The sequence below is a fragment of the Flavobacterium sp. GQ95 genome, assembly GCF_059758655.1.
Genome location: NZ_JCAXEB010000015.1, coordinates 95,793 through 110,407 on the forward strand (window position 1 = coordinate 95,793; position 14,615 = coordinate 110,407).

At 38.7% G+C, this 14,615-nt stretch carries 8 protein-coding genes; all 8 read right to left on the minus strand.

Features of this window, described 5'->3' with window-relative positions; genetic code table 11:
* Positions 1-3 precede the first annotated feature (3 nt).
* Positions 4-2,439: a glycoside hydrolase family 2 TIM barrel-domain containing protein gene (locus tag AC6CH4_RS22650; RefSeq protein WP_498107035.1), complete on the minus strand. Its 2,436-nt coding sequence runs from the start codon at positions 2,437-2,439 to the stop codon at positions 4-6.
* A 100-nt stretch (positions 2,440-2,539) separates the two neighbouring features.
* Positions 2,540-4,321 carry an NPCBM/NEW2 domain-containing protein gene (locus tag AC6CH4_RS22655; protein ID WP_498107037.1) on the minus strand — a complete coding sequence of 594 codons (1,782 nt, stop codon included), beginning with the start codon at positions 4,319-4,321 and terminating at the stop codon, positions 2,540-2,542.
* Positions 4,322-4,407: 86 nt separating this feature from the next.
* A complete protein-coding gene (locus tag AC6CH4_RS22660; protein WP_498107039.1) occupies positions 4,408-6,258 on the minus strand; it encodes a beta-L-arabinofuranosidase domain-containing protein in 1,851 nt (616 codons plus the stop codon).
* A 66-nt stretch (positions 6,259-6,324) separates the two neighbouring features.
* A complete protein-coding gene (locus tag AC6CH4_RS22665) occupies positions 6,325-7,944 on the minus strand; it encodes an alpha-L-fucosidase (protein WP_498107041.1) in 1,620 nt (539 codons plus the stop codon).
* 184 nt (positions 7,945-8,128) lie between these two features.
* Positions 8,129-8,479 (minus strand): L-rhamnose mutarotase, encoded by a 351-nt coding sequence (locus AC6CH4_RS22670; RefSeq protein ID WP_498107043.1) that lies wholly within the window; start codon positions 8,477-8,479, stop codon positions 8,129-8,131.
* Between the two features lie 149 nt (positions 8,480-8,628).
* The gene (locus AC6CH4_RS22675) at positions 8,629-10,269 is read right to left on the minus strand and encodes an alpha-L-fucosidase (RefSeq protein WP_498107045.1); all 1,641 of its coding nucleotides are present in this window, start codon (positions 10,267-10,269) and stop codon (positions 8,629-8,631) included.
* A 56-nt stretch (positions 10,270-10,325) separates the two neighbouring features.
* The gene (locus AC6CH4_RS22680; protein ID WP_498107047.1) at positions 10,326-12,524 is read right to left on the minus strand and encodes a T9SS type A sorting domain-containing protein; all 2,199 of its coding nucleotides are present in this window, start codon (positions 12,522-12,524) and stop codon (positions 10,326-10,328) included.
* Positions 12,525-12,921: 397 nt separating this feature from the next.
* Complete coding sequence (locus tag AC6CH4_RS22685) at positions 12,922-14,553, minus strand: TIM-barrel domain-containing protein (RefSeq protein WP_498107049.1); 1,632 nt, start codon at positions 14,551-14,553, stop codon at positions 12,922-12,924.
* Between the last annotated feature and the right edge of the window lie 62 nt (positions 14,554-14,615).

The window sequence follows — 14,615 nt, forward strand, 5'->3', positions numbered from 1 at the left end:
ATGTTAATTTTGTATTGATTTAATGACTATACTTTTTCCTTCCAGTCCATTGGATGATACCGATAATTTAATTTCACCAGCCTGATGATTGCTTTTTATCACTATTAAAGCTCTGCCTTTCCATGCTTTACGTGTATCGCCTACATATTGTTGGAAGTCTTTCAAATCAGCATTATCTACTCCGGCAATGACACCCGGTCCATCAATTTTAAAATTCAAACGGTTGGTAGCGTTAGGTTGAAATATTCCATCCTTATCTGTTATTTCAATAGTTATGAATGATAAATCCTGTCCGTTGGCCAGTATTTCTTTTCGATCGGCTGTCAATTTTATTTTTGAGGCATCACCGGCAGTTTGAAGAATTGTTGATTCCATTTCCTTATCATTTTCTACTCCGACAGCTTTAAGCAAACCAGTAGCATATGGAATCGAAAAAGTAGCCTTAAATTGCTCCTCTTTACTCGTTTTTTGCTCACCAATCAGTTTTCCATTTAGATATAGTCTCACTTTTGGATATTTTGAATATACCTCAACCTCAACTTTTTTTCCTTCAAAACCCGGCCAGGTCCAGCTTTCCCATGTTGGATAAACTGACCACCATGTTTCTTTGATTTCTAACGGTTCCGGGGCTGGTTCGCGAACTGCCAAGTATAATTTTTCGTTATTATTATAGAGCATACTTCTGTAATGCGAAATAGGTTTTCTCCAGCCAATCAAATCTATATCACCACAATAAGCACCATGATAAGGGAAGAAATCATTTTCCCAATGCTGGCCGGGAACTTCTCCCGAATAATAATAACGACCAATTCCTGACTCCCCTAAATAATCCATGGCTGTCCAAACGAAATCCCCGATTACATAATTGTTTTCCTGCACCAGTTTCCAGTTATTAAAAGCATCTTTAGGATAGGATTCCGTTTGAACGATGATACGCGAAGGCACTCTTTTATGATCATCCGGAGCTGTATGCAGATTGTAATTATAACCGGCGACATCGTGTACCGCCATCAACGGATCGAACACTTCCCAATTCTTACCACTATTTACAATTGCAGAGGTAACAGGACGGGTATTGTCTATTTTCTTTAATGCGTCTGAAAGCATTTGGGCTGTTTTCACAGCTTCAGGATCTGCCCTCTCAGGTATTTCGTTACCTATACTCCACATAAAAACGGAAGGATGATTGCGATCACGCAATACCATTGCTTCCAAATCACGTTGCCACCACTCCTTGAAATACTTAGAATAATCGTTACTATTTTTTCCAATTTTCCAGCAATCGAAAGATTCATCCATTACAAGTAAACCTAATCTGTCACAGGCATCAAGAAACGCTTCAGAAGGCGGATTGTGAGAAGTTCTCACGGCATTGAATCCACCGGCTTTAAGCAATTCTATTTTACGCTCTTCGGCACGGTCAAAAGCAGCAGCGCCTAAGCAACCGTTATCATGGTGTACGCATCCGCCGTTTATTTTTACTGTTTTTCCGTTCAATTGAAATCCATTTTCAGCAGTAAATTTTAGGGAACGGATACCAAAATTTGTTTTAGTATCGTCCAGCACTTTTTTATCTTTTACTACCTGAGTCTGAGCCTGATATAAATTGGGTGTTTCCGGTGTCCAAAGCATCGGGCTTGACACTTGTATGGTTTGCGTTATTTCCTTCTCGCCATTGGCAGGAACCTCAACTTGTGTCTGATTGTTTCCTACACTTTTAGAACTTTTATTCAAAAGATCGGTTTTAACAACAATTCTCTGGGCAGTTGCTGTTTCATTTTTAACCTTAGTTTTTACCAGTACAGTAGCCTTTTTTGAAGATACTTCAGGAGTTGAAATAGCAACACCCCAATTTGCAACATGTACAGGATCGGTAATCATCATCCAGACATGGCGATAGATTCCTGATCCACTGTACCATCTACTATTCATCTGTTGTGAATTGTCGACACGTACCGCAATGACGTTTTCTTTTCCAAAATTCAGATAAGGTGTAAGGTCATAACTAAATGAGGAATAACCATAAGGATAAACACCAAGTGATTTTCCGTTGATAAAAACTTCAGAGTTCATATAAACACCTTCAAAATAAATAGAAGCTTTTTTTGCTTTCCAATTATCAGGTACCAGAAAGGTTTTGCGATACCAGCCAATTCCTGACGGAAAATATCCTCCACCTCCACCAGTAGCATTTTTAGGATGAATTTTTCCTTCAATACTCCAATCGTGTGGCAAATCGAGTTTACGCCAGCCCGAGTCATTGAAATCGTTTGCTTTGGCTTCAGCCGCATCTCCTAAAAAGAATTTCCAGTCATAATCAAATAACTGTTTTCTTTCCATGCCATTTTGCGCATATCCTGAAAAACTTATAAATAGTATAAATAAGAATACTAGCTGTTTTGCAAAATATTGTCTTTTGTATGAATTTAAGCGCTTCATTTTGTTGTGTTTATATTTCTAATTTGTATTATTGAATATTCATTCATCGGTATTTATAACATAGGTTTTAGAGCAATAAAGCCTTGCAGAGATTATTATCTTATCGCAAAGGAGTTATCCTATACAATCCTGCACCATGTTGTGGTAATTCACGCTCAAAGCTTCCATCAAAAGTTCCGAGATCTTTGTGATTCCACAAATCACGCACTTTTACTTTGCCTTTTATATTAATAGCTTCAAAGTTTACTTTTACATTGGCCTTGTCGGGAAAATCTAATGTTCCTTTATCAACCAAAACTCCAAAATTCACTGAGCCTATTTCCTGTGTTACATAACCGGTTGCGGTAAAAGAATCATATCCTTCAGGCAATTGATAAACGATCACAGACTCTGCATGAGCACCAATTCCCTCTCGTGTTTCATTATTTATAATAATTGGGTTATTGTCGCAGGTACGATTGACATTCGCTTCTCCCCAGCCCGAGGTTGCGCTCAGCCATTTGAGGTCAGTCAGTTTCAAATCGCCTTTGGATCCGTGAAGTACTGGATCGACCCAAACGATATGATCCCAATCAGAACTGTTTCCACCATCTTTCACAAAGAGAACAAGTTTTTTACCCTCTTTTACCGATACTTCTACCTTTTGCAAACTTCCTTTGCCGGCAATTATCGGACTGACATAATCGGCATTATTGAAATCAAGATTCTCTCCCTTGCTTTGCGCGTTGAAAAGAGCCACATACTTGTCTTTGCTATTAGGCACATCGGCCGTCCACACAATCAGATTCTTTTCGCGTGAGACCTGACGGTTATTTAAACTGTGTTGATTTACTTTGAGCATTTCGGGATTGGTGAGCATTTCCCTGGTAAAATCGTCAAGCCTGGTCATATCTCCACCAAAAATAAGTGGTGAACGACCAATAGCCCAAAGGCTCATAAGCGTATATTGTTCGTTTTTGGTGAAATTGGTTGGGCGTTTGAATTCAACAATTCCAATGGGTAACATATCAGCATCGGGGAAATGTCCGGGTCCACGAAAAGGTGTCCACACATCCATTCGCTCAAACATGCCTTGCAGCAAACCCCAGCGATCCCAAAAATCATCGGTGATACGCCACATATTGGCATGATTCATAACATGCTCACCCATTTTAACCGGCGTTGCTCCCGGAGATAAACTTAGCAGAATATGACGCCCGGTTTTGTCTATTGCTTTGCGAAGCGCTTCAATTTCTGCTTTTTGCACATCATCGTAAGGACGTGAAATATCGTCACACTTGATAAAATCCACTCCCCAGTCGGCATACAGCTGCACAATGGAATTATAGTAAGCCTGACCTTCAGGGCTATTGGCATTAACGCCGTACATATCAGGATTCCATCCACAGGTAGAGCTTTTAATGACAATATCCTGAGCTTTTACGTTTGTCCCGAGTACGGGAGTATTTTTTTCGACAGCCTGACGAGGAATTCCGCGCATAATATGAATACCAAATTTCAGTCCTTTGGAGTGCACATAGTCTGCAAGGTGTTTGAAACCTTTTCCATCTGCAGCCGAAGGAAATTTTTTCAGACCTGGCGTTAAGCGGCCATATTCATCCATGGTGAGCATCGCCTTCGGGTCGTAAGCATGTCCTTTTGATTCAGGCTCATACCATTGAATATCCACTGTGAGATAGTTGTATCCGCTTGGTAAAAGGTATTTTGCCATCGCATCTGCCTGTTCTTTGATCTGCTGTTCGGTAACGGTTGTTCCAAAACAATCCCAGCTGTTCCACCCAAGAGGTGGCGTTAACGCCCATTGATGGTATTTTTTTGAGGTTGTTTGTGCATTTATAACACTAAAAACAAGTACCAAAACGAAGGTCAGTTTATATTTCATTTTATTTTAATTAGGTTAAAAAACAAAAAAGTATAGTTTTTCTGTTTTAGTTTATAGTTATCCGGTGTTAGGAGTGCAAGCTGATACTAATACTCATTTCGGATAGTCGCATACACTCCGTACGACTCATTAGCTACTTTGTAAAAAGGCAGAAGTGTATATTCTTTTCCATTATTTTTCAATGTAAATGACATAGAATTCTCTCGTTTAGAGATATTTTTCAAAATATCTGCCTCATTTCCTTTTAATATTGTTTCTTCATTAACTTGAAATGCTAATAAAACCGGCCCATAAAACAGTGCAACTACTTTTGGATTATCAGGCATTTTTTTTAAATTAAAATGATAATTAAAACGTATTTCTATCTTATCCCCATTTTTCCACTTTCTGTCAATTATAAAATAAGACATCGGAGTTACATTAGTTGTAATTGGTTCTCCGTTTACCAAAACCTGAGTTTGTTCGTCAACCCAGGATGGGATAAATAATTTCAATGCAAATGGCGTAGTTTTATTAGCCGTTACGTTAAATTTTACAATAGAATTATCCGGAAAATCGGACGATTGTGACAAAGTAATTCCTTTAGATTTCCATTTCACAGTCGAAGGAACATACAAATTGACCCAAAGATTATCATTGTTATGAAAATAAATATTAGCATTTAAGTTGGTAAACGCTTCAATAGTTGTTCCGTTACAACAAAAAAACTCACTGGGGCTCGCAAAGCTCTTTTTATTTGGAGAACCCAATGGCAAAGAATAAACATTCCATCCAGTTTCGGCATTTTGTAGTGCAAAAACGGAATTATAAAGCGTATTCATATATACATCAGCATATTCTGGTTGGGCAGTCCAACGAAACAAAATACTTGTAATTTTTTGAGTGTTATGTGAAACGCATGACTCAGATGTTCTGTCAGTAAGAGTTGTACTTAAACAATCTGTTTTTCCCCAATGTTCTGAAGTTTGAGCAGTTGGAGTTGTAGCAATAGGCCTTGGACCACTACTGGAACCATTCACATAACAATGATGGTGTTCCAGCATATCCCAAAAATGAGAAACAACATCACGATAATAGCTGTCTCCGGTATTTTCATACCTTTTGGCAAAACCAATTATCAAAGGCAAATGAGTATTAGAATGCAACCCTGACAAAATATCTTTCCCCTCATACAATGGTTGGCTGAACCACTTACGATCGAAAAGACAAGCCAATTTGTAATGCGTTGAATCTTTGGAAATTTCAAATAAATTCTGTAATACATCATTCATTCCTCCCGCTTCATTTGCGGGATTTGCCTGAGGAGTATATAGCATTTTTTCAATAGTTTCAGGCGAAAGTTTATCCATACGCTCTTTTACATAAGCAGCCATATTAACCACTATTGCATAGGCTTTTTTATTTCCTGTATGCTGATAAACATCGAGCATTCCCTGCATAATTTTATGATAGGTATAGTATGGAGCCCAAACCCCACTAAATTGTGTTTCCAGTGTAGTAAAATCTTTTTCGGGGAATGCGCTCAGGTATTTACCACCAAGTTTTTGCTGACAATCACCCAGCACATCAACCATATATTTCACACGTTTTTGAAGCAAAGTATCACCCGTTTTTTCAATCAAAGAAGCACAAGCCGACAAATAATGACCTACAAAATGCCCACGCAATCCGACTTTAGGCGACTCCCAACCTTCAAGCGGTTTCGCTTTCGATTCAATTCCTGCATTTATCCTAAAATTGTGTAGTAGCCTATCCGTATCAAACTGATAAATATACTTTGTATTAGCAGTCTCCCGCTGCCTTATCCAGGACTCAGACAAAACAACTTCTTCATTTAAAAATGCAATGGGCTGCTTCGCCTTGTCAAGAAATGATTGTCCAAAAACCGTCTGACAAGCAAATAAAATCAACCCAACATATTTTATTTTATTTTTCATATTGAAAATTGAATATTAGAAAAATTGCATTACAATATTGAAACTATCATTCTAAATTAGAAACAATTACTTCATAGTTATTTTAAAAACAATCGCAATATTATTCGGAATAGATTTTGGTTTTATAATTACCAAGGAATCTGCTTCTTGTTTCCAGGAAATTTTTTCTTTACTACCAAGAAGTTCAATTTTTTTGATTTTTCCTGTTCCTTCTTTTTTTGCCAGCGACTTCAATAAAATATTTTCTGTTGGTTTACCCATCACTGTAGCATACAATACATTTCCTTTCTGATTGTATCGAATATCTTTTGCTGAGTATTGTATTTTTCCTTCATTAAATCCCTGGCTATTAATAGGGTTCGATAGATCAACGGATGGCCCTTCACCGTATAGTTTCCACGGGCGGGTGTCGAAGATGCTTTCTTTGTTTATGTCCATCCAGGCTGCAATACCTTCAAGAACAGCAACCTCTTTGTCATCAATTGTACCATCTCCACGCACAGGAATATTAAGTAATAAATTTCCATTTTTACTGACAATATCCACTAGAGTACGAATGACACTCTCAGCCGATTTATAACGGTTTTCATCATACACCTTTCTATTATAATGCCAATCACCTATACAAGTGCAGGTTTGCCATGCTTTGGCTTGTGGTTTGTCAGGTGCTCCACGTTCTACATCCCACACCATACATTCCTTTTGCTGTTCAGTGAGTATTTTACCAAACAAAACCGCTTCAAGTTTACCTTTGTGGCTTGCCATATTATGGTTGTAATAGTGAGCTGCTATTTTTAAACCAGCATCGCTAACCGGATACAAGGGGAGTGCTGTATCATCAAAATATAGCAGGTCGGGGTTGTACAAATTAATAAGATCCATAGTGCGGTTATAAAAATTTTCGCAGTACGCTTGGGAAGGCCATGAGCTTTTATCCTGCCATTCCCAATTCCATCCCTTTCCCTTGCTTACTTCATGATTTTGTGCATACAATTCCTGAGGATCCAATCCTTCCCACCAAGTGCCTCTTCCAGCTGCTTTTGTAAGTTTTCCATCGTATGGAATACCGATAAATTCTCCAGATTTATCAGCGCCCTGTGCCGTTTCGTACCACATCCATGCATGGGCAGCATGTACACTCAATCCAAAAGGAAGCCCCTCTTTTTTAGCGGCTTTTGACCAACCATTTATAATATCCTTTTTAGGACCAACACGAACAGAATTCCATTCCTGGTACTTGCTGTTCCATAAATCCAGGTTGTCGTGGTGATTGGCCATCGCAAAGAAATATTGAGCACCCGCACGTTTGTATAACTTTACCAATTTTTCAGGATCCCAATTCTGGGCTTTCCAATCATGAATTACATCTTTAAAGCCAACTTTTGAAGGATGACCGTAATGTTCCACATGCCATTTATAGTAATCAGAACCTTCTTCATACATGCCACGTGCATACCAGTCGCCCTGTTCAGGCTGACACTGTGGTCCCCAATGTGCCCAGATACCAAATTTTGCATTGCGAAACCAATCAGGAACTTTGTATTGGCTAAGAGATTGCCAAGTTGGTTCAAACTTGCCTGAGGCAATGGGTTGGTTGTTGGTGTTAACTACCACTTTTTTATTATCCTGTGCCAATATTGTAAAACTGTACAGAAGAAAAATTACTGCTGACGAAATGATTTTCATAAAGAAATATTTTTTTACAAAATTTGTTTATACTTTTTTTTTAATATTACTATACCATCGCCTATAGGACACAATCCAATTCTTTTTTGCACGATTGGGTGATACTGTGCTTCTGTAAAAAAAATTAATATAAATAACCTCAACATTTATTAATTTCCTATTAAGATTAAGCATCTTTAAATTATCAATCTAATTTATAAATCCGTTCCATTAATTGCCATTTTTGGTTAGCGGTTGCCTCGGCATCACTATCCTGAAATTGTGACATATGCGCTTCCCATTCGCTTTGACGCGGTTTTAGTGCTAATTTGATCATCGCCTTATCGTGATCAAAATCAGCTACGGTATCCATAATCATGAAAAGCTTTGTTCCAAGAAGGTAAATTTCCATATCAACAATCCCTACCTCTTTCATTCCCTGTGTTATCTCAGGCCAGGCAGCTCCTTTAGCATGCGCTTTTTTATAGGCTTCGATTAATAGAGGGTCATTAATCAAATCCATGGTTTTACAGTAACGTTTAAATGAATTTTGCATTTTTTACAATTGTTATTCTATTGATTAGCGAATAGTATTTTTTTGTTGTTTTCAGATTCTTGTTATTACATAGAAGCTTTAATATCCATTATAAAACATCTAATTCTTTAAAATTCTTTTCTCATTAAAACCGATTAAAACTAGGAAGTCTACATATATTCTTTATTTATTTTAAGCACTAGTGCGATATCATTCGGAATAATCTTCGGTTTTACAATTACCAATGAATCTGCATATTGTTTCCACGAAAGTTTCTCTTTACTTCCAAGTATCTGAATACTTTTAATTTTATCCTTATTTTTATTTTTGCCAAGTGCTTTTAACCAAATATTACCAGTAGGTACTCCTAAAAGAGTCGCGTAAAGAGTTCTTCCATTTTGGTTATAGCGGATGTCATTAGCTGACAACTTTACTTTTCCTTCATTGAAACTTTGGTTGTTAACGGGCTTTATCGCTTCAGAAGCAGGTCCCTCACCATAGAGCTTCCAAGGGCGTGTATCAAAAATACTTTCTTTGTTTACCTCCATCCAGACCGCAATTTTTTCAAGAATTGCTACTTCCTTATCATCGATCGTGCCGTCTCCCTTAACAGGAATATTAAGCAGCAGGTTTCCGTTTTTACTGACAATATCAACCAACATGTGGATTACTGTAGCTGCAGATTTGTATCCATTATTTTCATAAACTGATTTACTGTAATGCCAATCTCCTATGCACGTACAAGTTTGCCATGAAAGATCCTGGATTTTATCCGGAGCACCTCTTTCTACATCCCATACCATGCATTTTTTTTGTTCTTCGTTTAGCATTTTCCCGAACAGGACAGCCTCCAGCTTGTTATTGTGGGTTGCCATATTATGGTTATAGAAATCAGCCGCAATTTTTAATCCCGCATCGCTTACCGGGTAAAGCGGCAATACGCTATCATCAAAATAAAGCAAATCGGGATTGTACTTATTGATAAGGTCTATGGTACGATTATAGAATTTCTCACAGTACTCCTGTGAAGGTATTGATGCGCCATTACCCCAATCCCACTGATTCCAAAGAGCAAATATATCTTTGTCACTTTTTTCGCTCAAAGGATGATTTTGGGCATAAAGCTCCTTCGGATCAAGTCCTTCCCACCATGTGCCTTTACCATCATCTTTCGTAAACTTTCCGTCGTACGGAACACCTGCCAGCGCTCCGTTTTTATCTGATCGCTGGGATGTTTCAAACCAGGTCCATGTATGCGAAGCGTGTACACTAAGTCCGAATGGTAGATTATATTTTTTGGCTGCTTTTGACCAACCGGTGATAATATCTTTCTTTGGCCCCACACGTACAGAGTTCCATTCCTGATATTTGCTATCCCATAAATCCAGATTGTCATGATGATTTGCCATGGCAAAGAAATATTGGGCTCCAGCACGTTTGTACAATGCTACAAGTTTTTCAGTATCCCAATTTTGGGCTTTCCAATCATTAATAACTTCTTTAAACCCAACTTTTGATGGATGTCCGTAATGTTCAACAAACCATTTGTATTGGTCACTGCCTTCGTTATACATAAATCTCCCAAACCAGTCTCCTTGTTCCGGCTGGCATTGAGGCCCCCAATGTGCCCATATGCCAAACTTGGCATTTCGGAACCAGTCCGGAGTTTTATATTGCTGCAGTGATTGCCAGGTTGGTGCAAACTTTCCGGCAGTAACAGGTTCATTACCTTCCCTGATTGGGGATACATACTTTTCCTGAGCTGCCAAAAACTGTGAAAACAGGATACAAACCACTATAAATCGGTTCATTTTCATATACCTTTATTCTTTTATATTTATAATTTTTTCAATCACAACAAATAGATCTATTTTTTAAGAATCTTAAATGATTTTGAGAAATTTGAGTTTACCCCTTCAACCTGCACTATGTATAATCCGGGTTGCAATGAAGCCCCCATTAACAATTGCGCAGATTCAGGAGAGGATTCTGCTGCTTCTACTTTTTTACCCATCAGATCAAAAATTCTAACACGAATTGGTTCATTCAATTTTTTAGCTTCAATCTTAAAACCATTAACAAATGGATTTGGATAAAAATCTATCGAAAAGTTTGAATCCCCTGAAATATCATCTATAGACAAGGTAGTGTTATCCCAATAAATTAAACCTCTTCCTCCGCTAGCACTCATGTATACTCTTCCGTCAACATTCATATCTCCGATCAGCATTGGCGCTCCTCCAAACTCATGGGCATCATCATTCATTCTGAGCCATGTAGCACCCTGATCAGTTGATCTGAAAAGACCCGTAACGCCTGACACGGTTCCCCAGATAAAAATGGTAGGATAGCTGGCTCCGGTTATTGCTTTTCCTATCCCAACCGTTGTGCAGTAAGGTACATTGGAAAGAGTAGTATAAGTCGCTCCATGGTCGATAGAATATTTTAAACCATTGCCACCAAGAGGCACCCAAATATGTCCTTCAAAGCCAGGCACCGAGCGGATCAAGGTTGTTGCTACCCAGGGCTCAAATGTATTAGTACCAGGAGTACCTGCTACTGAAAAGCTGACCCCCTTATTGGAACTTGAAAGCATCTGCCCGTTCGTTGGATTATAGATATAGAAGTAATTTGAGTTTACCTGGTCGGCCACCGGAACGGCGTCTGGAGACGATACACCCGAACAACTGGACCAGCTTGCTCCATTATTGGTCGTGTAGTAGGTAGTTGTGGAACCTCCAGGGCGGTGCAGAATCGTTCCTCCATCGGCGCTGATGGTAACCCTACCGTCCTTACCCATATTAGTAGCGGAAGCCATCCATGTTGCCCCCTTGTTGGTAGAATAGTAAATAACGCTTCCTCCACTAGAAGCTCTTACTACTTTGTTTGTGTTGCCAGCTGCGTAAGCAATGCTCTGGTTATTCCCATCTGTAGGAGAAAGTTTTGCTGATGGAAAAGAAGTCAACGGATCATGTACAAAACCACATACGTCTCCGAAAGAGGAAATAAACGGTCCTCCGGGTATACTTATCCCGTCTAGGAATGCGGTCTCTTCAATTCCAATCACATCACACTTCCAAGAAGGATTCGTAGCTGTAATATCAGAACAGGTATATACGCCACCGCCACCTATTACCCGTACTTTTGAAGGATTGGACTGGTCAAACTCGATACAGTCCATCCAGTTAACCGGGCCATCACCTGTCCATGCCATGCCATTATTGTTATAAGTAGCGTTAGTACCATTCTTAAGGGTCCAGGTCGATCCTCCATCAGTAGAGAGGAAAATAAAGTCTCCCCAGCCACCACCGTACTGGTTATTGCTATAACTACCACAAGAAGAAACTATTACCCGGTTTACATTAGTTGGGTCTATACTTACCCCGCCGTATGAATGGTCCTTCCAACTAACAGGGGTAACGTTTGTCCACACTCCTGTAGACGTGTTGAGCTTATATAACTTCCCATCACCATTGGTGGCCGGACCTGCACCATCCGCATAAGTGGCATACATGGTAGTTCCCTGCAAAGCAACCCGATGCGGCATAAAACCAGTGGTTGCGGAAATGTCTGTAAAGGTAGCACCTCCGTCTGTACTTTTATAAATGTTTCCTCCCTCGGTCCGGGAAACACCAATGTAAATGGTTTGGGTCGCCCCACTTACTACGCTGCCTGAAGGATCAAATTGGACAAAACATATTCCGTTCCCACTGGAAGTGGTAGTTACGCCGTTCCATGCTTGGTTCCAGGTAACGCCGGCATCTGTACTTTTCCATAATCCGTTAGCCCTGCTTCCACAGAATAAAATATTACTGTTTTTGGGATCTACCGCAAGACGTTCCCCGTTCCCGCGTCCGTTCCCATTTCCATGTGTTTTAAATTTAGCCGTAACATCTGTATACGTGAAGGTATTTCCTTTGTCGGTGGATTTCAATATTGCCGTTCTTCCACCCTTCATATACTCGGTGCCGCAGAGCATATAAACGTTATTGGAGTTCTGCGGATCCAGAGCCAAAGCATCCACGCCAATAAATCCACTTTCCGACTCGTTTAGCCAGTCTAACAATTGAACCCATTTATTGTTGGCTTCATCCCAGCGGTAAGCTCCGCCTACATCCGTGCGGCAATACCTATCACCAGATGTTTTATGGGTAACAATCCCTGTCACAAATCCGCCCCCCCCAATGGGTGCATTCTGCCATGTATAAGTCTGGGCGTTTGTTAAAACCGAGCTAAATACTAAAACAAGGTATAAAAAGAAAATTTTTAGATTATGTATGTATTTTTTCATATTTAATATTTTGATATTATTATTTTATCTTTTCTGTTTCAAATTCTGAATCATCTGAACTAAAAAAAAACTTTATTCCCTTTTCGCCCTTGTGGTTATCACCAACAAGAAAGCATGGGGATAAATGTGACGTAATGTTATGGCCAGTTTTCTTATATAAAATCCGTTTTTATCAGAACTTAAGTTTAATACTAAATTCGTTTCCTTTTTTAAGAATTAATAATTCCTGCTTAGTTTCATTGTACTTCCATTCATCAGCGTTAACCACTTCAATGGGTTTAGCAACCTGTTGAATTAAAAATGCATACGGGAGTTTATTGTTACCTTGTACAATTAATTCATTTAATTGACCATCATGAGTAATCTGTATAGAATCAAACTCTATCCCATCTCCTAACGGTCGATAATATTGATATACGGTTTTCTCTCTGTTTGGAACAATGTATATGGTTTGTTTGCCAGCTAAAGTTGAATCACCGATACCCGAATAGCTATTCGTAATATTCATTGGAATAATTGCTCCTACTTTAATGAATAAAGGAAATTGGTTAAGTGGATATGTTTTAGTAATATTTGCACCTCCGTCAAAAATAGTTCTTGACCAAAAATCCATCCATTTACCTTCCTTTGGAAGACTAAAATTTACAGAATCGTCTGCCGACGTAACAGCTTTTGTAAATAAATAATTACCAACCATGTGGCTTTCTTCTTTGTACGATACATTTTTAATTAACGAACCACTTGTTTTATGTACATCCACTATGGTGCTGAATAAATAAGGAATTAACTGACTATGCAACCACACGGCCTGCTGGTAACATAATGTTGCCTCGTTGCCATGATACCAGGGTAAATGATTTGTAAATGCACCATTTTCGCCTCCATTTATCATGCTGGCAGTTAAAGCACCAAACTGGGCATAACGTATCAATTCTTTTTTACTCGCACGAGCTCCAAAAAAGCCTCCTATTTCGCATCCGGGAGCACCGTATCCAAGTTCTGCACTTTTATATATATTGTTTATCTGAAGTTTCAAACCACTCCATGAACCTTCGAAATCGCCACACCATCCAAGGCTTAATTTTTCTACCGATGCTTCTACACCTCCCTGATGTGAGAATGGTCGTCCAACTATTGCACCTTCAGCTTTGCGACTAGTAATGTATTGAAACATACTATTGTAATAATATGGCCGAAATTCAGTGTTCGTTAATTTCCCGATTGATGTTTGAATGGTATCACCAAAATATATTTCACCTTGGTCTACTTTAAATCCATACACTCCATCAATTAAAACTTTATCGAGTTGCGAATTCCACCATTTTACGGCATCCTTGTTTGTAAAATCTATATGCAAGCCATCTCCTTTCCACCAATGCGATGTTTTTCCATTGTTTACTGCATATTTTTTTGCAACAACCTCATCAAATGAAGGGTGTTTTTGAATCGCCATATCTGTAGCTGTACTATTTACACATCCGGTTAGCCACAATATCACTTTTACATTTCGTTTTTTGAAGCTATGGATCATTTTTGTTGAATTTGGATAACGTTTTGTATCCCAATCAAAGTTATTATATGCTGTTGACCACGGACTATCAATAATAATAGACCCCACAGGTATTTTATGCTTTAAATATAAGTCTACAAGTCTTAGCGAGGAAACCTGGTTGTTGGCACTGTCCTCCCAAACAATATGTTCTAATGCCCACCTTGGAGTAATAGGCGCAAATTTTGAGTTTTGTGAAAATAAATTTAATTGGATAAAAAGACAAACACTAAAACACGCAATGATTTTTTTCATAAAATAATAATCGTTAATTAAAAATTATTTATCAAATAAGAGAAAGACTATAGTAGCCATTC

Excerpts from the sequence above, each read along its gene's own strand:
- AC6CH4_RS22650 (WP_498107035.1), bottom strand. The coding sequence starts at position 2,439 with ATGAAGCGCTTAAATTCATACAAAAGACAATATTTTGCAAAACAGCTA.
- AC6CH4_RS22655 (WP_498107037.1), bottom strand. The coding sequence starts at position 4,321 with ATGAAATATAAACTGACCTTCGTTTTGGTACTTGTTTTTAGTGTTATA.
- AC6CH4_RS22660 (WP_498107039.1), bottom strand. The coding sequence starts at position 6,258 with ATGAAAAATAAAATAAAATATGTTGGGTTGATTTTATTTGCTTGTCAG.
- AC6CH4_RS22665 (WP_498107041.1), bottom strand. The coding sequence starts at position 7,944 with ATGAAAATCATTTCGTCAGCAGTAATTTTTCTTCTGTACAGTTTTACA.
- AC6CH4_RS22670 (WP_498107043.1), bottom strand. The coding sequence starts at position 8,479 with ATGCAAAATTCATTTAAACGTTACTGTAAAACCATGGATTTGATTAAT.
- AC6CH4_RS22675 (WP_498107045.1), bottom strand. The coding sequence starts at position 10,269 with ATGAACCGATTTATAGTGGTTTGTATCCTGTTTTCACAGTTTTTGGCA.
- AC6CH4_RS22685 (WP_498107049.1), bottom strand. The coding sequence starts at position 14,553 with ATGAAAAAAATCATTGCGTGTTTTAGTGTTTGTCTTTTTATCCAATTA.